We start from the raw sequence: 22,141 nt of genomic DNA on the forward strand, positions 1-22,141 counted from the left end.
CGTCGACCGGATGGTCGGCGCCGCGTTCGGCGGTGGCCTCAGGAGCGCTTGAGCGCGGTCCTGAACGCCGCGAAGCTGGCCATGGGGAAGGTGAGCGCCGGTCCGGCGGTGTTCTTGGAGTCCCGCACGCCCGACACCCGCCCGGTCAGCATGATTTCGACGCAGTTGTTGGTCTGGTTGCTGCGGCTGCTCTTCCGCCATGCGTTTTTGCTGGTCACTTCATCTCCTTGGCGATCTCCCCGATGAACGCCAGGGAGTCCGCCGGGCTCAGGGCCTGCTCGGCCGACTCGGCATACGCGACGGCGTACTCGCGGACCTGCTGACGCCGCTCCAGGAGCGTGGTCGAGGTCAACGTCTCCTGATATACCAGCTCAGGCAGGTGCGGTGAAGGAAACGCCAGGACGTAGAACGACCCGCCCAACGCCGGATAGCCGCCCGTGCCGAACGGCAGCACGCGGACCTCCACCCGGCCGGCCATCGAGGCGAGGTGCTCCAGTTGGCCGCGCATGACTTCTGGCCCGCCGATGCGCTGCCTGAGGGCGGCCTCGCTCAACAGGACCGACAGTTCGATCCGGTCGTCGCCCTCCAGCCTCCTTCGCCTTGCCAGCCGCGCCTCGACGCGTGGCTCGACCTCCGTCAACCGGTTGTAGGGTGACCCGGTCGTCATGGTCGCGACCGCGTACGCCTCGGTCTGGAGCGGGCCCGGCACGAAGCAGCTCTCGTAGACGCGCAGGCCGGCCGCCGCGTGCTCGAAACCGAGGTAGCGGAGGAAGTCCTCGCCGGGATGGTCGGCGCCGCGTTCGGCGGTGGCCTCAGGAGCGCTTCAGCGCCGACCTGAACGCCGCGAAGCTGGCCACGGGGAAGGTGAGCGCCGGTCCGGCGGTGTTCTTGGAGTCCCGCACGCCCGACACCTGCCCGGTCAGCACGACCTCGACGCAGGCGTTGGTCTGGTTGCTGCGGCTGCTCTTCCGCCATGCGCTTTTGGTGGTCACTTCATCTCCTTGGCGATCTCCCCGATGAACGCCAGGGAGTCCGCCGGGCTCAGGGCCTGCTCGGCCGACTCGGCATACGCGACGGCGTACTCGCGGACCTGCTGACGCCGCTCCAGGAGCGTGGTCGAGGTCAACGTCTCCTGATATACCAGCTCAGGCAGGTGCGCAGAAGAGAAGGCGAGCAGGTGGAAGGCCCCTCCCAGCGCGGGGTACCCGCCGACGCCGAAGGGCAGCACGCGGATCTCCACCAGCTGTGACATGGCGGCGAGGTGCTCCAGTTGGCCGCGCATCACCCCGGTCCCGCCGATGCGCTGCCGCAGCACCGCTTCACTCAGCAGCACCGACAACCTGATCGGGTCATCACCGGTCAGCCGTGCTCGTCGGGCCAGTCGGGCCAGTCGGGCTTCGACGCGCGGCTCGACCTCGGTCAACCGGTTGTAGGGCGAACCCAGCGTCATCACTGCTGTCGCGTACTCCTCGGTCTGGAGCGCGCCGGGGACGAAGCAGCTCTCGTAGATGCGCTGACCGGCCGCCGCGTGCTCGAAACCGAGGTAGCGGAGGAAGTCCTCGCCGAACAGCCAGGAGTACCGGTGGTACCAGTCGCGCTGCTCGGTGCGCGCCCGCAGCGCGCACAGCTCGCCGACCTCCTCGTCGGTCAGCTCGAAGAGCTTGCCGAGCTTGAGCAGGTTGGCCTCGGTGATCCGCTTCCGGCCGGTCTCGACGGCGGACAGGTTGGGCTGTTGCATCCGGACGGCCTTGGCCGCGCCGCCCACCGAGAGCCCGAGCTGATCGCGTCGTTCCCGGAGGCGGAGGCCGAGTTCCCACGCGGACGCGACTGCCGAAGATGCCATGATCGAAAGTGTGGCGGCTTACCGCAGATACGGATAGTCACCCGATCGTGTCATGGATTCGGATATGTATCGAACCTACCCTGAGTCCATGTACATCGGAATGGGATCGGCCAGGGTGTCCGCCAGCATCGACGTCCACGGCGACACCGCCGTGACCTGCACCGTCGACCCGGACGGCCACGTCGAGATCGGCCTGGGCGAGGACTCCTACCTGTTCCTCACCCGCGCCGGGGCGACCAGGCTCGTCACCGCCCTCGCCACCGCCGGGCTGGTCGGCGCGCCGGTCAGTAACCCAGCGACGACCTGATCTCCCGCTCCACGTCCGCCGCCGCCACGAACAGCAGCTCGTCACCGCCCTCCAGCGTGTCGTCGGGCGTGGGCACGATGACCCGGCCGCCCCGCAGGATCGTCACCAGCGCGGCGTCGCGGGGCAGCGCCAGCGAGTTCACCGGGGAACCACCCAGCGGCGTGTCCTCCGGCAGGGTGATCTCGACCAGGTTCGCCTGCCCCTGCCGCAGCGTCATCAGCCGCACCACGTCGCCGACCGTCACGGCCTCCTCGACCAGCGCCGACAGGATGCGCGGCGTCGACACCGCGACGTCCACGCCCCAGGACTCGGTGAACAGCCACTCGTTGGTCGGGTTGTTCACCCGCGCCACGACCCGCCGCACCGCGAACTCGGTCTTGGCCAGCAGCGACACCACCAGGTTGACCTTGTCGTCCCCGGTGGCCGCGATGACGACGTCGCACAGCTGCATGCCGGCGTCCTCCAGCGACGACAGCTCGCACGCGTCGGCCTGCACCCACTCGGCCTGCTCGACGGTGTGCGGCTCGAAGTGCGCGCGGTCCCGCTCGATGAGCATGACCTGGTGCCCGTCGGCGACGAGTTCGGCCGCGATGGACCGCCCCACGGCCCCCGCGCCCGCGATGGCGATGCGCACGTCAGCCCTCCTCGGGTGCTTGGGCCGCCGCGGCGGCCACGTCGGTCACGGTCCCGGACAACGCCGCCACGTAGACCACGTCGTCGGCCTGCAACAGCATCCTGGAGTCCGGCAGGACCCCGGTGCCGAACCGCATCACGAACGCCACGCGGCAGTCGGTGGCCTCCTGGAAGTCCCGCACCGAGTGCCCGACCCAGTCCTCGTGCAGCTCCAGCGGCAGCACGGCCACCGACCCGGACGGGTCGCGCCACGCGGTCGCCGCGCCCTCCGGCAGCAGCATCCGCAGGAACCGGTCGGTCGACCACGGCACGGTCGCCACGGTCGGGATGCCCAGCCGCTCGTACACGGCCGCGCGCTTCTCGTCGTAGATGCGGGCGACCACGGCCTCCACGCCGAAGGTCTCCCGCGCCACCCGCGCCGAGATGATGTTCGAGTTGTCGCCGCTGGACACGGCCGCGAACGCGCCCGCCCGCTCGATGCCCGCCTCGATCAGCACCTTCTGGTCGAACCCGTTGCCGACCACCTGCTGACCGTGGAAATCCGCGCCGAGCCGGCGGAAGGACTGCACGTCCTTGTCGATCACCGCGACCTGGTGGTCGAGGCGTTCCAGGGCCTTGGCCAGGGACGAGCCCACCCGGCCGCAACCCATGATCACCACGTGCACGAGTGCCTCCTGAACGACGCCTGGGGAGAACCTACCCACGACTAGCCCGACCAGGGGACCTGACCCCTTACGCTCTCCATCCGTGTCCAAGCTCGCAACCGCGGCCAAGCGCCTCCTGGTCGGCCGCCCCTTCCGGAGCGATCGACTGGCGCACACCCTGCTGCCCAAGAGAATCGCCCTGCCGGTGTTCGCGTCGGACGCCATGTCCTCCGTCGCGTACGCGCCGGAGGAGATCTTCCTGGTCCTGTCGATCGCCGGGTTGAGCGCCTACGCGTTCGCGCCGTGGGTCGGCGTCGTGGTCGTCGTCGTCATGCTGACCGTCGTCGCGAGCTACCGCCAGAACGTGCGGGCCTACCCGTCCGGCGGCGGCGACTACGAGGTGGCGACGGTCAACCTGGGCCCGCGGGCGGGCCTCACGGTGGCCAGCGCGCTCCTGGTCGACTACATCCTCACCGTCGCGGTGTCCATCTCGTCGGCGGCGGCGAACATCGGGTCGGCCATCCCCTTCGTCGCCACCCACAAGGTGGAGTTCGCGGTCGCGGCGATCGTCGTGCTCACCGCGATCAACCTGCGCGGCATCCGCGAGTCCGGCTCGGCGTTCGCCGTCCCGACCTACGCGTTCATGGCGGGCATCCTGCTCATGATCGGCTACGGCCTGGTCCGCGGCCTGGTCCTGGGCGACGAGATGCGCGCCGAGAGCGCCGGCCTGGAGGTGCGGGCCGAGGACGACCACCTCATGGGCCTCGCGTTCGTGTTCCTGGTGCTGCGCGCCTTCTCGTCCGGCTGCGCCGCGCTGACCGGCGTGGAGGCCATCAGCAACGGCGTGCCCGCGTTCCGGAAGCCGAAGTCGCGCAACGCGGCGACCACCCTGCTGATGATGGGCCTGATCGCGGTCACCATGCTCATGGGCCTGATCGTCCTGGCCCAGATGACCGGGGTGCGCATGGCCGAGGACCCCGCGCGGCAGCTCGTCAACGCGCCCGAGGGCTACGAGCAGAAGACGATGGTCGCCCAGATCGCCGGCGCGGTCTTCGACGGCTTCCCGGCCGGGTTCTTCTTCATCACGGTCGTCACCGCGCTGATCCTCGTGCTGGCCGCGAACACCGCGTTCAACGGGTTCCCGGTGCTCGGCTCGATCCTCGCCCAGGACCGCTACCTGCCCCGCCAGCTGCACACGCGGGGCGACCGGCTGGCGTTCAGCAACGGCATCCTCTTCCTGGCGGGCGCGGCGATCATCCTGGTGGTGGCGTTCGACGCCGAGGTCACCAAGCTCATCCAGCTCTACATCGTGGGCGTGTTCGTGTCGTTCACGATGAGCCAGACCGGCATGATCCGGCACTGGAACCGGCTGCTGGCCACCGAGACCGACCAGGCCGCGCGGGCCCGGATGCGCCGCTCGCAGGCGATCAACGCGTTCGGCCTGGTGATGACCGGGTCGGTGCTGGTCGTCGTGCTGATCACGAAGTTCACCAAGGGCGCGTGGATCGCGATCGCCGCGATGGCCGCGATCTACGCCCTGATGACCGCGATCCGGAGGCACTACGACCGGGTCGCGGAGGAGTTGCGCCAGCAGGAGCGGCAGCGCCTGCTGCCCGCCCGCAACCACGCGATGGTGCTGGTCTCGACGCTGCACATGCCGACCCTGCGCGCGCTCGCCTACGCCAAGGCCACCCGGCCGGACGTGCTGGAGGCCGTCACCGTCAACGTGGACGACTCCGACACGCGCAAGCTGGTCCTGGACTGGGAGCGGGAGAACTTCAAGGTGCCGCTGAAGGTGATCGAGTCGCCCTACCGGGAGATCACCAAGCCGGTGCTCGACTACGTCAAGCGCGTGCGCAGCGACAACCCGCGCGACGTGGTCACCGTGTTCATCCCCGAGTACGTGGTCGGGCACTGGTGGGAGCAGGTGCTGCACAACCAGAGCGCGCTGCGGCTGAAGGGCAGGCTCCTGTTCCAGCCGGGCGTGATGGTGACCAGCGTGCCGTGGCAGCTCGCGTCGTCGAAGAAGGTGACCCACCGGGACGTGGTCGCGCCGGGCGCCATCCGGCGGGGGCTGGACAAGCGCGGCCGGGACAGGGGCGGTCAGGACAGGGGGCGCCAGGAGGGACGCGGTCCGGACGAGCGCGGTCCGGACGAGCGCGGTGGGCACGGGCGCGGCGCGGACGACCGCGGCGCGGACAGGCGTGGCGCGGACGACCGCGGCGCGCGGAAGCGGGACGACAAGTGACGGTCACCTGGAAGCAGCGGCTCATCGAGGTCGAGGTCGGCGCGGTCGCGCACGGCGGGCACTGCGTTGCCCGGCACGAGGGCCGCGTGGTCTTCGTCCGGCACGCGCTGCCCGGTGAGCGCGTCCGGGTGCGGGTCACCGAGGACACCGGCGGGTCGTTCTGCCGCGGCGACGCCGTCGACGTCCTCCGGGCGGCACCCGATCGGGTGGAACCGCCGTGCCCGTTCGCCGGGCCCGGCCGCTGCGGCGGCTGCGACTGGCAGCACGCCTCGTGGGAGGCGCAGCGCGAGCTGAAGGCCGCCGTGGTGGCCGAGCAGCTCCAGCGGCTCGCGAAGCTGGACCGGGAGGTCGTCGTCGAGGCGCTGCCCGGCGGGCCGGCGGACTGGCGGACCCGGATGCGCATGGCGGTCGGACCGGACGGCCGCGCCGGGTTCCGCGCCCACCGCAGCCACGCGGTGATCCCGGTCGACCACTGCGTCATCGCCGTGCCCGGCGCGCTGGACGGCGTGGTCGACCGCACGTGGCCGCCGAAGTCCGAGCTGGTCGTCACCCGCGACGCGGCGGGCGGGGCGCACCTGACCGAGGTCGGGCCGCCGGTGGTGCGGCGCGGCCGCCCGGTGCCCGGACCCGCGCGCCGCCGGGCGGGCAGCGGCACGGCCACCGAACTCGCCGCCGGCCGCACGTGGCGCGTGCGCGCCGACGGCTTCTGGCAGGTCCACCCGGCCGCCGCCGACGCGCTCGCGTCCGTCGTCCGGGAGTGGGCGGACTGCCGCCCCGGCGACCGCGCCTGGGACCTCTACGGCGGCGTCGGCCTGTTCGCGTCCGTGCTGGCCGAGCAGGTCGGCCCCACGGGCGCGGTGGCCGTCGTCGAGTCCTCGGCGGGCGCGGTGGCCGACGGGCGGGCGAACCTGTCCGACCTGCCCCAGGTCGGCTGGTACACCGGGCGCACGGAGGCCGTGCTGGGCACGCCGGACTTCACCGACCGGTCGCCCGACGTGGTGGTGCTCGACCCGCCGCGCAAGGGCGCCGGCCGGGCGGTGGTCGACGCGATCGCCGGCCACCGACCCGACCGTGTGGTCTACGTCGCGTGCGACCCGGCGGCGCTCGCCCGCGACATCGCCGGGTTCGCCGGGCACGGCTACGAGTTGGCGCAGCTCAGGGCGTTCGACGCGTTCCCGATGACGCACCACGTCGAATGCGTGGCGCTGCTGCGACCCGTCGGCTGAGCGTCACCCCGCCGACGGCACCGCCCGTTCGCTGAGCGCCGTCTCAGCCAGTGGTCCGTAGACTGACCGGACGATCGGGGAGCCAACCACAGGGCGAGGTGGAGCGGTGACGCTGCTGGAATCCGTATCCGGACCGGCGGATCTGAAACGGCTGGAGCACGACGAGCTGGTGCGGCTCGCCGAGGAGATCCGGCGGTTCCTGGTCGACAAGGTCTCCCGGACCGGCGGGCACCTCGGGCCCAACCTGGGTGTCGTCGAGCTGACGATGGCCGTGCACCGGGTCTTCGACTCGCCGCGCGACCCCGTGGTGTTCGACACCGGGCACCAGAGCTACGTGCACAAGATCCTCACCGGGCGGCGCGCCGAGTTCGACACGCTCCGGCAGCGGGGCGGCCTGTCCGGCTACCCGTCGCGGGCGGAGAGCGAGCACGACGTCGAGGAGAACAGCCACGCGTCGACCGCGCTGTCCTACGCCGACGGCCTGGCCAAGGCGTTCCAGCTGACCGGCCGGCCGGGCCACGTCGTCGCGGTGGTCGGCGACGGCGCGCTGACCGGCGGCATGTGCTGGGAGGCGCTGAACAACATCGCCGCCGGCCGCGACCGGCCCGTGGTGATTGTCGTCAACGACAACGGCCGGTCCTACTCGCCGACCATCGGCGGCTTCGCCGACCACCTGGCGTCGCTGCGCCTCCAGCCCGGCTACGAGCGGGCGCTGGAGCGCGGCAAGAACGCCCTCCAGTCGGCGCCGTTCGTCGGCAAGCCCGTCTACGCGGCGCTGCACGCGGCCAAGCGCGGCATCAAGGACGCGCTGAGCCCGCAGGCCCTGTTCGAGGACCTGGGCATGAAGTACATCGGCCCGGTCGACGGCCACGACCACCTCGCCCTGGAGTCGGCTCTGCGCCGCGCCAAGTCGTTCGGCGGGCCGGTCATCGTGCACACCGTCACCCGCAAGGGCAACGGCTTCGCGCCCGCCGAGAACCACGAGGCCGACCAGATGCACGCGACCGGCGTCATCGACCCCATCACCGGCGAGAACGTCGGCCCGGCCAAGCGCACCTGGACCCACGTGTTCGCCGACGAGCTGGCCGCGCTGGGCGGCGAGCGCCCCGACGTGGTCGCCATCACGGCCGCCATGCGCGGCCCGACGGGCCTGGACAAGTTCGCCGGCCTGTACCCCGACCGGTGCTTCGACGTGGGCATCGCCGAGCAGCACGCGATGACGTCGGCGGCCGGCCTCGCGATGGGCGGCCTGCACCCCGTCGTGGCGATCTACGCGACGTTCCTGAACCGGGCGTTCGACCAGCTCCTCATGGACGTGGCCATGCACCGGCAGGGCGTCACCGTCGTGCTCGACCGCTCCGGCATCACGGGCCCGGACGGCGCGTCCCACCACGGCATGTGGGACCTGTCCATCTGCGGCCTCGTGCCCGGCATCCACGTGGCCGCGCCGCGCGACGCGGCGACGCTGCGCGAGGAGCTGCGCGAGGCGGTCGGGATCGCCGACGCGCCGTCCGTGGTCCGCTACCCGAAGGCGTCGGTGGGCGATGACCTGCCGGCCGTGGAGCGCCTCGGCACGGTCGACGTGCTCAGCCGCGCGGGCGACGCGGGCGACGTGCTGCTGGTCGCGGTGGGCGCGTTCGGGTCGCTCGGCGTCGCCGCCGGGCAGCGGCTGGCCGACCAGGGCATCGGCGTGACGGTGGTCGACCCGCGCTGGGTGTTCCCGGTGTCGGCCGACCTGGTGGCGCTCGCCGCCCGGCACCGCCTCGTGGTGACGGTGGAGGACGGTGGCAGGCACGGCGGGTTCGGCTGGGCCCTCGCGGCGGCGCTGCGGGACGCGGACGTCGACGTGCCGCTGCGCGACCTGGCCATCCCGCAGGAGTTCCACCAGCACGGGGAACGCGCGGAGGTGCTGGCCGACCTGGGCCTGACCGCGCAGGACGTGGCGCGGCGGATCACCGAGTGGGTCGTGGCGGGCGAGCCGGCGCGCGTCGGCGCCACGGCGGAGAACTGACCGACCACCGTCGCGCGCGGTCCGCGCCGGCCGCGCGACGGGGCTGAACCAGGCACGACCCCGGCCGCCGAGGGGCGGAGGCCACGCCTCCGACCCCGCGGCCGGGGTCGCGGCACGTCCGACGGGCGCACGTCCGACGGGCGCACGTCCGACGGGCGCGCCGGCGTCACCCCGCGCTCACGGCCACCCCGCGCCACCGTCCGCCGGGCACCGCCTGCCGCTACCGCCGGGCCGCCCAGCTGGGCGCGGTCCGGCCGGCCGGACCGCGCCGCCCTGCCGCGCCCCACACCGCCCGAGCACGCCCCCTGAGCAGCGCCGATCACCGGCCACCGCGCCGGTCGCCCGCAGCGCGCCGACCCCGAGCGCTAAGCGCCTTCTCAGGGAGGTGTGGCACCGTTGTGGGGTGCGGATTCTGGTAGTCGAGGACGAGGTGCCGCTGGCCGACGCGATCGCGCGCGGGCTGCGGCGCGAGGGCATGGCGGTGGACGTCGCCTACGACGGTGAGACCGGCCACGAGAAGTCGACCGTGACCCGGTACGACGTGGTCGTGCTCGACCGCGACCTCCCCGGCATGTCCGGCGACGAGCTGTGCAAGGAGATCCTCAGCTCCGGCGCCCTCACCAGGGTCATGATGCTCACCGCCAGCGCCGGTGTCGACGACCGCGTGGCGGGCCTCTCGCTCGGCGCGGACGACTACCTCGCCAAGCCCTTCGCGTTCCCCGAACTGGTCGCCCGCGTGCGCGCGCTCGCCAGACGCGCCACCCCGGCCACCCCGCCGCTGCTCACCGCGCACGACGTGGAACTCGACCCGGCCCGCCGCACCGTGCGGCGCGGCGGCCGGCCCGTCGAGCTGACGCGCAAGGAGTTCGGCGTCCTGGAAGTGCTGCTCGCGGCCAAGGGCTCCGTGGTCAGCAGCGAGGAACTGCTCGAACGCGTGTGGGACGAGAACGCCGACCCGTTCACCACGACCGTCCGCGTCACCGTCATGACGCTGCGCAAGAAGCTCGGCGAGCCCGGCATCATCGACACCGTGGTCGGCTCCGGCTACCGCGTGCCGACGGCTGCCGGCGTCCAGGGGGAAGGCGCGCGCTGAACACCGGGCTCCGCCGGCGCGGACCTGGTCTCCGGGTCCGGCTCACGCTGCTCGCCACCGGCCTGGTCGCGTTCGTCAGCGGCCTGCTCCTGCTGCTCGGCTGGCTGCTCGTCGGCAAGGTCGTCTCGTCGTCGCCGAGGTTCCCCGACGGCAGCACCGTCGCGGTCGACGGCGTCGAGGTGGACGCGGGCGTGCTGGCCGACGTCCTCGGCCAGCAGGCGCGCGACGACGTGCTGCGCTCCGGTGCCATCGCCTACCTGTGCGTGGTCGCCGCGGCGGCGCTGCTGGCGTGGGCCATCACCGGGCGGGTGCTGCAACCCGTGCACGACGTGACCGAGGCGGCGCGCAAGCTGTCCGCCGAGTCGCTGGGCGAGCGGCTGCGGCTCGCCGGGCCCCGGGACGAGGTGGCCGAACTCGCCGACACGTTCGACGAGATGCTCGACCGGCTCCAGGCGGCGTTCGACTCGCAGCGGCGATTCGTCGCCAACGCCTCGCACGAACTGCGCACCCCGCTGTCGGTGATCCGCACCGAGCTGGACGTGACGCTCACGGACCCCGACGCCGACGAGGCCGAGCTGCGCCGGATGGCGTCGGTCGTGCGGGCCGCGACGGAACGGGCCGAGCAGCTGGTCAGCGCGCTGCTGCTGCTCGCGCGCACCGACGGGTTGGGCTTGGCCGTGCGGGAGCCCGTCGACCTGAACGCGGTGGTGGAGTCCGCGTGGAGGGCGGTGCGGGCCGAGGCAGGCGAACGCCAGGTGCGGGCGTCGTTCGTGACCGGACCCGCGCCCGCCGTCGGCGATCCGGCGCTGCTGGAGCGGATCGCGGGCAACCTGCTGGAGAACGGCGTGCGGCACAACGTGCCCGGCGGGTGGATCGAGGTGCGGACCGAAGGCGGCGCGGAGTGGACGACCCTGCGGGTGTCCTCGTCGGGGCCGGTCATCGCGCCGGACCGGGTGGACGAGCTGTTCGAGCCGTTCCGGCGGGGCGGCACCGACCGGACCGCGCGCACCGGCACCGGGCTGGGGCTGTCCATCGTGCGGGCCGCCGTCGCAGCTCACGGGGGTCGCGTGCACGCCACGGCGATCCCCGGTGGGGGGTTGTCGGTGGTCGTCCTGCTGCCCTCGTCGCCGCACTGAAAACTCATTCGCGTGGCCCCGGTCACACGTGATCGGGTTTGAGGGTGTCTGCACCGCCTCCCACCTGCGCGAACGGGGGTCGGCACCCCCGATTTGTCTCCGCGTTGGGCGGCGTGTAACTTTCTCTCTGCCAGCGCGGAACGGGCCGGGAAAACCGGAACGGAGCGCGGCGCACAAGCCCCGGAGCAAGTCACTCGGACCGAGTGGGTTACGATGGTGAGCGCGTGTTCTTTGAGAACTCAACAGCGTGCCGAATAGCCAGTAAATTTATGAACCTCGTCAAGAGGTTTCCTTTGAGATTGACTGGACAACTGGCAATGTCACGGACCATATTCCGGTTCGTGTGTCAGTGTTGTTCGAGCGATCAACACAATCCTTATTGGAGAGTTTGATCCTGGCTCAGGACGAACGCTGGCGGCGTGCTTAACACATGCAAGTCGAGCGGTAAGGCCCTTCGGGGTACACGAGCGGCGAACGGGTGAGTAACACGTGGGTAACCTGCCCTGTACTCCGGGATAAGCCTGGGAAACTAGGTCTAATACCGGATACGACCTTCCATCGCATGGTGGGGGGTGGAAAGTTCCGGCGGTATGGGATGGACCCGCGGCCTATCAGCTTGTTGGTGGGGTGATGGCCTACCAAGGCGACGACGGGTAGCCGGCCTGAGAGGGTGACCGGCCACACTGGGACTGAGACACGGCCCAGACTCCTACGGGAGGCAGCAGTGGGGAATATTGCACAATGGGCGAAAGCCTGATGCAGCGACGCCGCGTGAGGGATGACGGCCTTCGGGTTGTAAACCTCTTTCAGCAGGGACGAAGCGTGAGTGACGGTACCTGCAGAAGAAGCACCGGCTAACTACGTGCCAGCAGCCGCGGTAATACGTAGGGTGCGAGCGTTGTCCGGAATTATTGGGCGTAAAGAGCTCGTAGGCGGTTTGTTGCGTCGGCCGTGAAAACTTCACGCTTAACGTGGAGCCTGCGGTCGATACGGGCAGACTTGAGTTCGGCAGGGGAGACTGGAATTCCTGGTGTAGCGGTGAAATGCGCAGATATCAGGAGGAACACCGGTGGCGAAGGCGGGTCTCTGGGCCGATACTGACGCTGAGGAGCGAAAGCGTGGGGAGCGAACAGGATTAGATACCCTGGTAGTCCACGCCGTAAACGGTGGGTGCTAGGTGTGGGGGGCTTCCACGTCCTCCGTGCCGCAGCTAACGCATTAAGCACCCCGCCTGGGGAGTACGGCCGCAAGGCTAAAACTCAAAGGAATTGACGGGGGCCCGCACAAGCGGCGGAGCATGTGGATTAATTCGATGCAACGCGAAGAACCTTACCTGGGCTTGACATGCACCGGAAACCTCCAGAGATGGGGGCCTCTTCGGACTGGTGTACAGGTGGTGCATGGCTGTCGTCAGCTCGTGTCGTGAGATGTTGGGTTAAGTCCCGCAACGAGCGCAACCCTCGTTCCATGTTGCCAGCGCGTGATGGCGGGGACTCATGGGAGACTGCCGGGGTCAACTCGGAGGAAGGTGGGGATGACGTCAAGTCATCATGCCCCTTATGTCCAGGGCTTCACACATGCTACAATGGCCGGTACAGAGGGCTGCTAAGCCGTGAGGTGGAGCGAATCCCAGAAAGCCGGTCTCAGTTCGGATCGGGGTCTGCAACTCGACCCCGTGAAGTCGGAGTCGCTAGTAATCGCAGATCAGCAACGCTGCGGTGAATACGTTCCCGGGCCTTGTACACACCGCCCGTCACGTCACGAAAGTCGGTAACACCCGAAGCCCGTGGCCCAACCCGTATGGGGGGGAGCGGTCGAAGGTGGGACTGGCGATTGGGACGAAGTCGTAACAAGGTAGCCGTACCGGAAGGTGCGGCTGGATCACCTCCTTTCTAAGGAGCATTCTGCGGGTGCATCTCGGTGTGCTCGGAGAACCACGCGGTCGGCGAACGATCGATCGGTGGTTGCTCGATGATGTGGATGCTGGCTATTGCAGGGCTTGTTGTTGTCGCACGAGTTAGTACTGCTCTCCGGAGTGTGGAAGGGTCGTGTGGGGGTGATGGGTTTCTGTTCGGTACGCTGTTGGGTCCTGAGGGAACACGCGTGTTGTGTTTCTTTCAGCGAGGAGACGGCAGGGCTTCCTTAGCCTTCGAACCGCCTGGGTTGCCGGGTAGGCGTTGTGCGTGGTGGGGAGTGTCTGGTTGTTCTTTGAGAACTGCACAGTGGATGCGAGCATCTTTGTGGCAAGTTATTAAGGGCATACGGTGGATGCCTTGGCACCAGGAGCCGATGAAGGACGTAGGAGACTGCGATAAGCCTTGGGGAGTTGTCAACCGAGCTGAGATCCAAGGATTTCCGAATGGGGAAACCCGGCCCCAGTCATGTGGGGTCACCCACGCCTGAACACATAGGGTGTGTGGAGGGAACGCGGGGAAGTGAAACATCTCAGTACCCGCAGGAAGAGAAAACAACCGTGATTCCGTGAGTAGTGGCGAGCGAAAGCGGAAGAGGCTAAACCGTATTCGTGTGATACCCGGCAGGGGTTGCGTGTGCGGGGTCGTGGGACCTACTGGTCAGTTCTGCCGGACTGGCAAAGAGTCAGAAAACGTTGTGGTTAGCGGAACGTGTCTGGAAAGCGCGGCCGTAGAGGGTGAGAGTCCCGTACGTGAAAACCCGGCGTCTCTTTGTAGTGTTCCCAAGTAGCAGCGAGCTCGTGGAATTTGCTGTGAATCTGGCGGGACCACCCGCTAAGCCTGAATACTCCCTGGTGACCGATAGCGGACGAGTACCGTGAGGGAAAGGTGAAAAGTACCCCGGGAGGGGAGTGAAATAGTACCTGAAACCGTGTGCCTACAATCCGTCGGAGCCTTTCGGGGTGACGGCGTGCCTTTTGAAGAATGAGCCTGCGAGTTAGTGCTGCGTGGCGAGGTTAACCCGTGTGGGGTAGCCGTAGCGAAAGCGAGTCCGAAGAGGGCGGTCCAGTCGCGTGGTCTAGACCCGAAGCGGGGTGATCTAGCCATGGCCAGGGTGAAGCGTGGGTAAGACTGCGTGGAGGCCCGAACCCACCAGGGTTGAAAACCTGGGGGATGAGCTGTGGTTAGGGGTGAAAGGCCAATCAAACTCCGTGATAGCTGGTTCTCCCCGAAATGCATTTAGGTGCAGCGTCGTGTGTTTCGTGCCGGAGGTAGAGCACTGGATGGTCTAGGGGGCCCACAAGCTTACCGAAATCAACCAAACTCCGAATGCCGGTACGTGAGAGCGCGGCAGTGAGACTGCGGGGGATAAGCTTCGTAGTCGAGAGGGAAACAGCCCAGAACGCCGGCTAAGGCCCCTAAGTGTGTGCTAAGTGGGAAAGGATGTGGGGTCGCCCAGACAACCAGGAGGTTGGCTTAGAAGCAGCCATCCTTTAAAGAGTGCGTAATAGCTCACTGGTCAAGTGGTCCTGCGCCGACAATGTAGCGGGGCTTAAGCACACCGCCGAAGCCGTGTCATTCAGCAGTGATGTTGGATGGGTAGGGGAGCGTCGTTCAGCCGTGGAAGCGCCGGAGTGATCCAGGTGTGGAGGCTGGACGAGTGAGAATGCAGGCATGAGTAGCGAAAGCAGAGTGGGAAACTCTGCCGCCGGATGACCAAGGGTTCCTGGGCCAGGCTAATCCGCCCAGGGTAAGTCGGGACCTAAGGCGAGGCCGACAGGCGTAGTCGATGGACAACGGGTTGATATTCCCGTACCCGTGTGAACGCGCCCATGGCGAACCTTGTGATACTAACCGCCCGAAGCCCGCACCTGATCCTTCGGGTGATGGTGTGACGTGGAGCGCGGGACCTGAACTTGTAGTAGTCAAGCGATGGGGTGACGCAGGAGGGTAGCTCCGCCAGTGAGTGGTAGTACTGGTGTAAGCGTGTAGGCTGTCTGGTAGGCAAATCCGCCAGGCGTTGAGGCTGAGACGTGATGCATAGCCGATTGAGGCGAAGTAGGGTGATCCCATGCTGTCGAGAAAAGCCTCTAGTGAGTGTTCATGCGGCCCGTACCCCAAACCGACACAGGTGGTCAGGTAGAGAATACCGAGGCGATCGGGCGAACTGTGGTTAAGGAACTCGGCAAAATGCCCCCGTAACTTCGGGAGAAGGGGGGCCGAGGGATTTGAAGCCCCTTGCGGGCTAGGATTTTTCGGCCGCAGAGACCAGCGAGAAGCGACTGTTTACTAAAAACACAGGTCCGTGCGAAGTCGCAAGACGATGTATACGGACTGACGCCTGCCCGGTGCTGGAACGTTAAGGGGACCGGTTAGCTCTTCGGGGCGAAGCTGAGAACTTAAGCGCCAGTAAACGGCGGTGGTAACTATAACCATCCTAAGGTAGCGAAATTCCTTGTCGGGTAAGTTCCGACCTGCACGAATGGCGTAACGACTTCTCGACTGTCTCAACCACAGGCCCGGCGAAATTGCATTACGAGTAAAGATGCTCGTTACGCGCGGCAGGACGGAAAGACCCCGGGACCTTTACTATAGCTTGGTATTGGTGTTCGGTTCGGCTTGTGTAGGATAGGTGGGAGACTGTGAAGCGGCCACGCCAGTGGTTGTGGAGTCGTCGTTGAAATACCACTCTGGTCGTACTGGATGTCTAACCTCGGTCCGTGATCCGGATCAGGGACAGTGCCTGGTGGGTAGTTTAACTGGGGCGGTTGCCTCCCAAAGGGTAACGGAGGCGCTCAAAGGTTCCCTCAGCCTGGTTGGCAATCAGGTGTCGAGTGCAAGTGCACAAGGGGGCTTGACTGTGAGACCGACGGGTCGAGCAGGGACGAAAGTCGGAACTAGTGATCCGGCCATGGCTTGTGGAAGCGTGGTCGCTCAACGGATAAAAGGTACCCCGGGGATAACAGGCTGATCTTGCCCAAGAGTCCATATCGACGGCATGGTTTGGCACCTCGATGTCGGCTCGTCGCATCCTGGGGCTGGAGTAGGTCCCAAGGGTTGGGCTGTTCGCCCATTAAAGCGGTACGCGAGCTGGGTTTAGAACGTCGTGAGACAGTTCGGTCCCTATCCGCCGCGCGCGTAGGATACTTGCGGAAGGCTGTCCCTAGTACGAGAGGACCGGGACGGACGGACCTCTGGTGTGCCAGTTGTCCTGCCAAGGGCATTGCTGGTTGGCTACGTTCGGAAGGGATAACCGCTGAAAGCATCTAAGCGGGAAGCTCGTTCCTAGATGAGGTATCCCACCCTTTGTGGGGTAAGGCCCCCAAGAGACTATTGGGTTGATAGGCCGGAGATGGAAGGTCGGTAACGGCTGGAGTTGACCGGTACTAATAGGCCGAGGACTTGTCATGAAGGTGCTACGCATCCACTGTGCGGTTCTGAAAGAACCGAACCGGACCATCCCCCTGGTGGTTCCAGACTGTGTCTGGGGCTGTGGGGGGTGCCGTCGGGTTGGTAATTTCATAGTGTTTCGGTGGTCATGGCGGAGGGGGAACACCCGGTCCCATTCCGAACCCGGTAGTTAAGCCTTCCAGCGCCGATGGTACTGCACTCGTGAGGGTGTGGGAGAGTAGGACGCCGCCGAACATTCTTTCCCTCAGGGGTGCCCGGTTTATCCGGGTGCCCCTGAGGGCTTTTTGCGTTGGCCCATCCGCAGTGGATGGTGGGCAGGCCCTCCGGACACGTGGACGTCGAGCTGGCGCTCGGTCGTCGGTCCGCCCCTCCCAGCACGCGGGGCCCGTTCGAGGACACGCACGGTCACTCCTGTAGGGGCGCGTAGCCCTGTCCGGGGCAGTCCGGCGATACCCGAGCCGGCCACCGTCACCTGCGGAACAGTCCATCCTGGCCCCCGTCACGGTTCCGGCGGCGCGTACCGCTGTACGAGCGATGCCGGTGGAGCGTCCGAGTGACGGCGAGATCGCCCGGCCCCCCTCTCCCTAGCGTTGGCCGCATGGACGGTCAGGGCTGGGACGTGGTGGGTGGCGGGGAGGCGGCGGTGCGCTGGCGACCGCGGAGACGGCGGCAAGGCAGGCACAAGCGGGCGAGGCCGCCGTCGGCCTCGCCCGCGTGGGTGTCCGTGCTGCTCGCCCTGATCGTGCTGGTGTCGCTCGTCCTGCTGTTACTCACCTACGTGTAGCGGACGGCGTCCGGCCGAGGTATCCCTAGCGGGACTGGAGCGCGTCGACCGCGACGGCCTGGGCGATGACGAGGCGGCGGTCGATGGTCGGGTCCGGGATGCGGATCAGGTAGTGGTCGCGCAGCCAGGTCTTCTTGTCCACGCTGAACACCAGGGCGCCGTCGCGGACGAAGTCGAAGTGGTACCGGAACGGGAACGGCAGGTCGTTCACGAACGGCAGGAAGCCCCAGATCCGGCGCAGCACGGCGATACCCTGGTTGCGCTCCCGGCCGGTGGTGGTGGCGGCGCCCGCACCCTCCAGGTGCCACGTCGAGTTCACCAGCGACTTGCCGAAGTCCTTGCGGAACAAGCCGATGGGTTGGCCGTTGGCGTCGAGGACGTCGTAACCGCTGCCGAGGTCGATGACCTTGCGCGCCTTGAACCCGGCGAGCACGGACTGCCGGTTGGCGTCGGTGTAGATGGTGACCTGTTCCTTGAAGGCCAACCGCTTCTGCTCGACGAACCCGACGAGCTGACCGGGTTCGCCGTTGCCGTCGTCGGCGAACGCCTCGTAGCGGTTCACCATCATGGTGATCTTCTGGTGCAGGTGCAGCGTGTCCAGGGACTGTAGGTCCACCTGGCCCCCTCATTCGACTGGCCGGAGGTCTCCGGTCGGGAAGCGTCGTTCGTTGCGGTCGATCTTCGCGAACGCGGCGTCCACCAGGTCGACGTCCAGCTTGTCCGCGAGCCGCACGAGGTAGTGGACCACGTCGGCGAGTTCGTCGTGGACGTTCCACGCAAGTTCGGGGTCGCGCATGGCCTCGGCGGCTTGTTCGGGGGTGAGCCACTGGAACAGGTCGGTCAGCTCGCCGACTTCCGCGGACAGCGCCATCACCAGGTTCTTGGGCGTGTGGTAGGCGTCCCAGCCACGGGCATCGGCGAAACGGCGCAGCGCGTCCCTCAACTCGTCCAGGCTCTTGTCGCTCATACCGCCAGAGCTACCACACCGCGACCGGCCGGTCGCCCGTCGCGCACCCGTTCCACATCGGGCGGATTCGCGGACCACCCGGTGGAACGGAATCCGACCGGGCCCGGTCACCCGGTGGCGGCCAGCAGTTCCGACACGGACTGGACGAGGCGGTGGTGGTCGGCCGGGCTCAGGGTCGACCAGTCACGGCCATCGGGGGAGGGTCGGCGGGTGAACTGCCAGCGGCCTTCTTCGGTGTCGTAGAAGGAAACGGCGTACGGCCCGCGCCGCCGCGGCCCCGGCGCGCCGTTGCGGGGCGGGCGGATCGCCGCGCCGAACTGCCCCATCCGCACGACACCGCCCAGCACCGAGGCGACCTTCTGCGCGTCCGGCCGCGCGACACCGTGGTCGCGCAACGCCAGCGCGAGGCGGGTCGCCGACTCGCCCGCCGCCTCGGCGGCCTTCTCCAGGTCGGCGGAGGGCAGGCTGATCGACCGCGACCGGGGCGCCTGGTGCGGCGGCAGCAGGGCCACCACGGCGTCGGCGAGCATCGTCTCGTCGATCCGGCTCAGCGTCAGGCTTTCCGCCGTGAGCACGGCCAGCACGGCGTGCCCGCGCCGGGCCGCCGCCACCGCGCGGACGCGGGGGCCGTCGTCCAGCCGCAGCCGGGCGTCGACCTCGCGCTCGGGGCGCGCCAACAGGTCCAGCCACCCCGCCAGGCGCGGGTCCGGTTCGCCGCGGTCGAGGAGGCCCCTGGCGGCCAGCGCGCGCCGGGCGTCGTCGAGCAGCGCCCGGCGTTCTTCCGCCGTCGAGCCGTGCGAGGGGATCGACAGGATCGTGGGTTGTTCGCCCAGCCCCAGGTGGTCCCAGCACAGGTCGTACTCCAGCCGGGACAACGTGAACCTCACCTGTCGTCTTCCCCGATCACCGGCGGCGCGACCCGCGGGCCGTCCTCACCCCACACGTCGGCCAGCTCCTCCAGGTACGGGGCGGACTTGTGCTCGACGTCGTCCTCGCCGCGGCCGCGCTGCGGTGCGCCCGCCATGCCCGCGGCCATCGGCGTGATGCCCGGCGGCGCGCCGCGGACCGGGTTCGTCGCGGGCGTGCCCGCGCCGCGGTTGGCCGGTGCGTCGGGGGTGATGCCCGTCGAACCGCCCGGTGCGGACGGCTGACCGCTGACCGGCCTGCCTTCGCCGAACCGGGGCGTGCCGCCGGTCGGCGAACCGCCCTTGGTCGGGCCGAGGGGGAGGCCGCCGATCCCTCCCGGACCGCGGCTGCCGCGGGCCTTGTCGCCCGGTGGGCGGGTGATCGGCCCGCGACCCGGCGGCTGGGTGCGGTGCGGTGGGACCGGCTTGCCGATCGGGGTCGGGTACGGGCCGCCGAACGGCGGCGGTGCAGGTGCGCCGACGGGTGGCGGGACCGGCGCGGGCGTCGGTCGGGGCGCGACGTCCGTCGGCGGGTGGGCGGTGGATGTCCTCGTGTCGTCGCCGAGCGGGGCGACCGCAGGCGGGGTGGCGGCCGGCGGCTGGGCGGTCTGGTGCTGCTGCCGCTGGGTGGACGTGGTGTCGGCGGTGTGGCCGTCGTGCAGTTGCGGCGTGTACCGCGGATGGGCTTCGGACTGCTGGAAGGTCGGCTCCGACACCTGCGTGACCACCTGCGGGGGCGGGTCGAACGTGCCGAGCGCGTCGACCGCGGACGCCGCGCCGTCGCGGTAGCTGTTCATCACCCGCACGGCTTCCCGCTTGGCCTCGTTGGCCTGCTGCTCCTGGACGTCCTGGTCGGTCTGGCCGCCGACGAGGTGCGTGAAGCCCGCCGGGATGCCCCAGTAGTCGTCGTTGGCGGTGGAGGTCACCTGCACCGGTTCGGGCATGGTCGTCTTGGCGCTGCCGTAGTAGGAGGCTTGGGCGGAGAAGGCGTTGTGCGTCTCGACCCCGGCCGTGCGGGCGTCCTCCGCCCACTGCACCAGGGGCGCGGCGCTGCCGGTGAACTGCTCGCCCGCCGCGCCGATCCAGACGGCTCCGGCGTCGCGGACGGCGGACTCCAGGTCGGCCTTGGCATTGCCCATGACGGCCCGGAAGGTGTTCCAGGCGTCCTCGACGGCCTGTGCGGCGGCGTAACCGGGGCCGCCGTGTATCCGCTGGTAGAGCTGCTGGTGTGACTGGGCGTCGAAGTTGTAGTCCTTGATCGACATCAGTGGTTCCCCTTCACTTCAGCAGGTTCTGCATGGCGGCTTCCGCCAACCGCCGCGCGCCGTCGCACGGTTTGGGGAACTGGTCCACGAAGCTCGGGCTGACGGTGAATGCCGCGACGAGGTACTGGCCGTCCGTGGTGTCCACCATCACGTCGCAGTGCCGCTCGTCCGAGGGCAGGGTCACCGTGATGGCGGCGAACCCGAGTATCGGGTCGATCTTCGCGGGCCGCCCCGTGCGGCTGCCGCCGGACCACACCCCGATACCTTCCTTGGTGACCGGTACGAGCCGGTTGTTCGCTCCGTTGACGGTCCAAGTGCACCCGGTGGATTCGTAGGTCTCGCTCGCGACCTCGCGGCCGGGCCGGTCGATCCTGAGCGCGGACAGTTGCTGCGTGGTCAACAGGTCACAGGGCTTGACGTGGTCGAGCTTGACTTCACGGGGGCGGGGCGCATTCGACGTCGAGGGTGTCGTCCTGCCGGATGTGGTGTTGTCGGTCGACCGTTCCGGCGTCGGGGTGCCGGGTTGTCCGCCGCACCCCGCCGCGAGGACGAGCAGGACGATCAGACCGGGGAGAGATCGCCGCATCGCTCTCAGATGCCCCTGGCCTGCGACTGCATCGACTGCGTATTGAGCTCCTCGACGAGCTTGTACGTCTTCGCGGCCTGGTCGAGTTGTGCGATGTTCAGCGCCAACTCGTTGACGAATCGGTCCACGACGTCGATCGCTGTCGTCGCGTTCTCGGTGAATACCTGCGCCGCGTCCCGCGAGACGTCATCGTCCGCGAGCGGTCGGGCGCGCAGTGCATCTCGGTTCCGGTCGAGGAAGTCCTGGACCGTGTCGCGGACGGCCTCGTAGCGGGCCTTCAGGGCCAGGATCTGGTCTGGTTGGACCTGCATGGTCACCGGAGCGGCTGTTCCGCCGCCGCCGCCGCCACTCGCCAGGAACGGCATGGGACTCCTTCGCCTCGCGCCCACGACTACGGTCTGCTGACGGGGTGTCGCTGTCCGTGTCCGACTACTCGCATGGTGAATCGGGTGTTCGGTTGGGAAAGCGTGCCCGCGAACGCAGTATTCCGGCCATCGGTGCACGGTGAACGCAAACCGGCGCTTCGCCCTCCGAATTCACCCTGATGACGTAAGCGCGCCCAGAAGACGCGAGCAACGCTCAATAGCACTTCCGTGGGCGTGTTGCGCAATCCCCCATATCGGCCAGTTTACTGCGCGGTTCGCCGCAAACGGGCTGATGTTGCGAGAATGCCTCGTCAGGCCGAAAACAGTCAACTGGTGACGTGGCGTTCGGCGACCGAACCACATCCCCGAACGGCCGCGGTTCACCCGCCTCGGCGTCAACGGATTCGGTATGCGCTGGAATCTTCCCCCATTGCGGTCAGGGGCCCCAGACCTGAATGGCCCTCACCACGAACGGCGCGTCGGGGACGTAGGTGCCCTTGCCGGGGTAGGTCGTGAACTCGGCTTCCGTCGAGCACGCCGCGCCCTGGAAGACGGTCGTGTCGCGGGTCAGGTTGTTGACGAACGAGCGCGCCACCAGGCCGTCCCCGAGCGGGATGCACTCGCCGGGGTTCGCCGACTCCAGGTCGAGGCGCCGGGGCTCGCCCGCGTAGTCGCGGTCGGGCCACGCGCAGAACTCGCCCCGGTCGCACCTCGGCCCCGGTTGGTCGGCCGTCGCGGTGCCGCCCGAGGCCAGCGCCGCCGCCGTGATCGCCACGGCGGTCCACAGGGCGCGCGTCGCCATCC

19 protein-coding genes, 3 rRNA genes and 1 pseudogene are annotated in these 22,141 nt (G+C 68.6%); 10 read left to right on the top strand and 13 right to left on the bottom strand.

Features of this window, described 5'->3' with window-relative positions:
• Nucleotides 1-38: 38 nt before the first annotated feature.
• From C8E97_RS09890 to C8E97_RS09905, 4 genes and pseudogenes are all read right to left on the bottom strand, one after another.
• On the bottom strand, nucleotides 39-218 hold the full coding sequence (locus C8E97_RS09890) for a DUF397 domain-containing protein (RefSeq protein ID WP_121003704.1): 180 nt from the start codon (nucleotides 216-218) through the stop codon (nucleotides 39-41).
• Nucleotides 215-754 (bottom strand): annotated as a pseudogene (locus C8E97_RS09895) (DUF5753 domain-containing protein); the annotation flags it as partial. The gene C8E97_RS09890 and the pseudogene C8E97_RS09895, both read right to left, overlap by 4 nt.
• A gap of 58 nt (nucleotides 755-812) precedes the next feature.
• Nucleotides 813-992, bottom strand: coding sequence for a DUF397 domain-containing protein (locus C8E97_RS09900; protein WP_121003709.1), 180 nt, complete (start codon nucleotides 990-992; stop codon nucleotides 813-815).
• Entirely contained in the window at nucleotides 989-1,843 is an 855-nt protein-coding gene (locus C8E97_RS09905) for a helix-turn-helix domain-containing protein (protein WP_121003711.1), read from the bottom strand. Before C8E97_RS09905 ends, C8E97_RS09900 begins: the two co-directional genes overlap by 4 nt.
• Nucleotides 1,844-1,931: 88 nt before the next feature.
• On the opposite strand from C8E97_RS09905, the gene C8E97_RS09910 reads away from it, so the two are divergent.
• On the top strand, nucleotides 1,932-2,150 hold the full coding sequence (locus tag C8E97_RS09910) for a hypothetical protein (RefSeq protein WP_147455041.1): 219 nt from the start codon (nucleotides 1,932-1,934) through the stop codon (nucleotides 2,148-2,150).
• Here the strand turns inward: C8E97_RS09910 and C8E97_RS09915 are convergent.
• Both C8E97_RS09915 and C8E97_RS09920 read right to left on the bottom strand, forming a co-directional pair.
• Nucleotides 2,128-2,784 carry a potassium channel family protein gene (locus tag C8E97_RS09915; protein WP_121003715.1) on the bottom strand — a complete coding sequence of 219 codons (657 nt, stop codon included), beginning with the start codon at nucleotides 2,782-2,784 and terminating at the stop codon, nucleotides 2,128-2,130. The genes C8E97_RS09910 and C8E97_RS09915 overlap by 23 nt on opposite strands.
• Before the next feature lies 1 nt (nucleotide 2,785).
• On the bottom strand, nucleotides 2,786-3,448 hold the full coding sequence (locus C8E97_RS09920; RefSeq protein WP_121003717.1) for a potassium channel family protein: 663 nt from the start codon (nucleotides 3,446-3,448) through the stop codon (nucleotides 2,786-2,788).
• A gap of 82 nt (nucleotides 3,449-3,530) precedes the next feature.
• Between C8E97_RS09920 and C8E97_RS09925 the strand changes: the two genes are divergently transcribed.
• The 9 genes from C8E97_RS09925 to C8E97_RS09965 all read left to right on the top strand — a co-directional run bounded on the left by C8E97_RS09925 (nucleotide 3,531) and on the right by C8E97_RS09965 (nucleotide 17,249).
• A complete protein-coding gene (locus C8E97_RS09925) occupies nucleotides 3,531-5,675 on the top strand; it encodes an APC family permease (protein ID WP_246018784.1) in 2,145 nt (714 codons plus the stop codon).
• Nucleotides 5,672-6,901 carry a class I SAM-dependent RNA methyltransferase gene (locus C8E97_RS09930; RefSeq protein WP_121003719.1) on the top strand — a complete coding sequence of 410 codons (1,230 nt, stop codon included), beginning with the start codon at nucleotides 5,672-5,674 and terminating at the stop codon, nucleotides 6,899-6,901. Before C8E97_RS09925 ends, C8E97_RS09930 begins: the two co-directional genes overlap by 4 nt.
• Nucleotides 6,902-7,007: 106 nt before the next feature.
• Complete coding sequence (gene dxs / locus C8E97_RS09935) at nucleotides 7,008-8,912, top strand: 1-deoxy-D-xylulose-5-phosphate synthase (RefSeq protein ID WP_121003721.1); 1,905 nt, start codon at nucleotides 7,008-7,010, stop codon at nucleotides 8,910-8,912.
• Nucleotides 8,913-9,315: 403 nt separating this feature from the next.
• Nucleotides 9,316-10,005, top strand: a complete 690-nt coding sequence (locus C8E97_RS09940) for a response regulator transcription factor (RefSeq protein ID WP_121003723.1) — start codon at nucleotides 9,316-9,318, stop codon at nucleotides 10,003-10,005.
• Nucleotides 10,002-11,141, top strand: coding sequence for a sensor histidine kinase (locus C8E97_RS09945; protein ID WP_170212106.1), 1,140 nt, complete (start codon nucleotides 10,002-10,004; stop codon nucleotides 11,139-11,141). Before C8E97_RS09940 ends, C8E97_RS09945 begins: the two co-directional genes overlap by 4 nt.
• Nucleotides 11,142-11,517: 376 nt before the next feature.
• Nucleotides 11,518-13,033 (top strand): 16S ribosomal RNA (locus tag C8E97_RS09950).
• A gap of 349 nt (nucleotides 13,034-13,382) precedes the next feature.
• Nucleotides 13,383-16,464 (top strand): 23S ribosomal RNA (locus C8E97_RS09955).
• Nucleotides 16,465-16,582: 118 nt separating this feature from the next.
• Nucleotides 16,583-16,699: ribosomal RNA gene (rrf, locus tag C8E97_RS09960) — 5S ribosomal RNA — on the top strand.
• Together the 16S, 23S and 5S rRNA genes form the textbook arrangement of a ribosomal RNA operon.
• Nucleotides 16,700-17,063: 364 nt before the next feature.
• Nucleotides 17,064-17,249, top strand: coding sequence for a hypothetical protein (locus C8E97_RS09965; RefSeq protein WP_121003725.1), 186 nt, complete (start codon nucleotides 17,064-17,066; stop codon nucleotides 17,247-17,249).
• A gap of 25 nt (nucleotides 17,250-17,274) precedes the next feature.
• Here C8E97_RS09965 and C8E97_RS09970 read toward each other — a convergent pair whose 3' ends face one another.
• From C8E97_RS09970 to C8E97_RS10000, 7 genes are all read right to left on the bottom strand, one after another.
• Nucleotides 17,275-17,865 carry an LURP-one-related family protein gene (locus C8E97_RS09970; protein ID WP_211346955.1) on the bottom strand — a complete coding sequence of 197 codons (591 nt, stop codon included), beginning with the start codon at nucleotides 17,863-17,865 and terminating at the stop codon, nucleotides 17,275-17,277.
• A gap of 9 nt (nucleotides 17,866-17,874) precedes the next feature.
• On the bottom strand, nucleotides 17,875-18,216 hold the full coding sequence (locus C8E97_RS09975) for a nucleotide pyrophosphohydrolase (RefSeq protein ID WP_121003727.1): 342 nt from the start codon (nucleotides 18,214-18,216) through the stop codon (nucleotides 17,875-17,877).
• A 107-nt stretch (nucleotides 18,217-18,323) separates the two neighbouring features.
• Entirely contained in the window at nucleotides 18,324-19,103 is a 780-nt protein-coding gene (locus tag C8E97_RS09980; RefSeq protein ID WP_121003728.1) for an ESX secretion-associated protein EspG, read from the bottom strand.
• A complete protein-coding gene (locus C8E97_RS09985) occupies nucleotides 19,100-20,386 on the bottom strand; it encodes a PPE family protein (protein WP_121003730.1) in 1,287 nt (428 codons plus the stop codon). Before C8E97_RS09985 ends, C8E97_RS09980 begins: the two co-directional genes overlap by 4 nt.
• Before the next feature lie 13 nt (nucleotides 20,387-20,399).
• Entirely contained in the window at nucleotides 20,400-20,972 is a 573-nt protein-coding gene (locus tag C8E97_RS09990) for a DUF3558 domain-containing protein (RefSeq protein WP_121003733.1), read from the bottom strand.
• A 5-nt stretch (nucleotides 20,973-20,977) separates the two neighbouring features.
• Nucleotides 20,978-21,337, bottom strand: coding sequence for a PE domain-containing protein (locus C8E97_RS09995; protein ID WP_121003735.1), 360 nt, complete (start codon nucleotides 21,335-21,337; stop codon nucleotides 20,978-20,980).
• A 436-nt stretch (nucleotides 21,338-21,773) separates the two neighbouring features.
• Nucleotides 21,774-22,139, bottom strand: coding sequence for a peptidase inhibitor family I36 protein (locus C8E97_RS10000; protein ID WP_121003737.1), 366 nt, complete (start codon nucleotides 22,137-22,139; stop codon nucleotides 21,774-21,776).
• Nucleotides 22,140-22,141: the final 2 nt, after the last annotated feature.

This window comes from Saccharothrix australiensis (assembly GCF_003634935.1).
Taxonomy (GTDB): Bacteria; Actinomycetota; Actinomycetes; order Mycobacteriales; family Pseudonocardiaceae; genus Actinosynnema; species Actinosynnema australiense.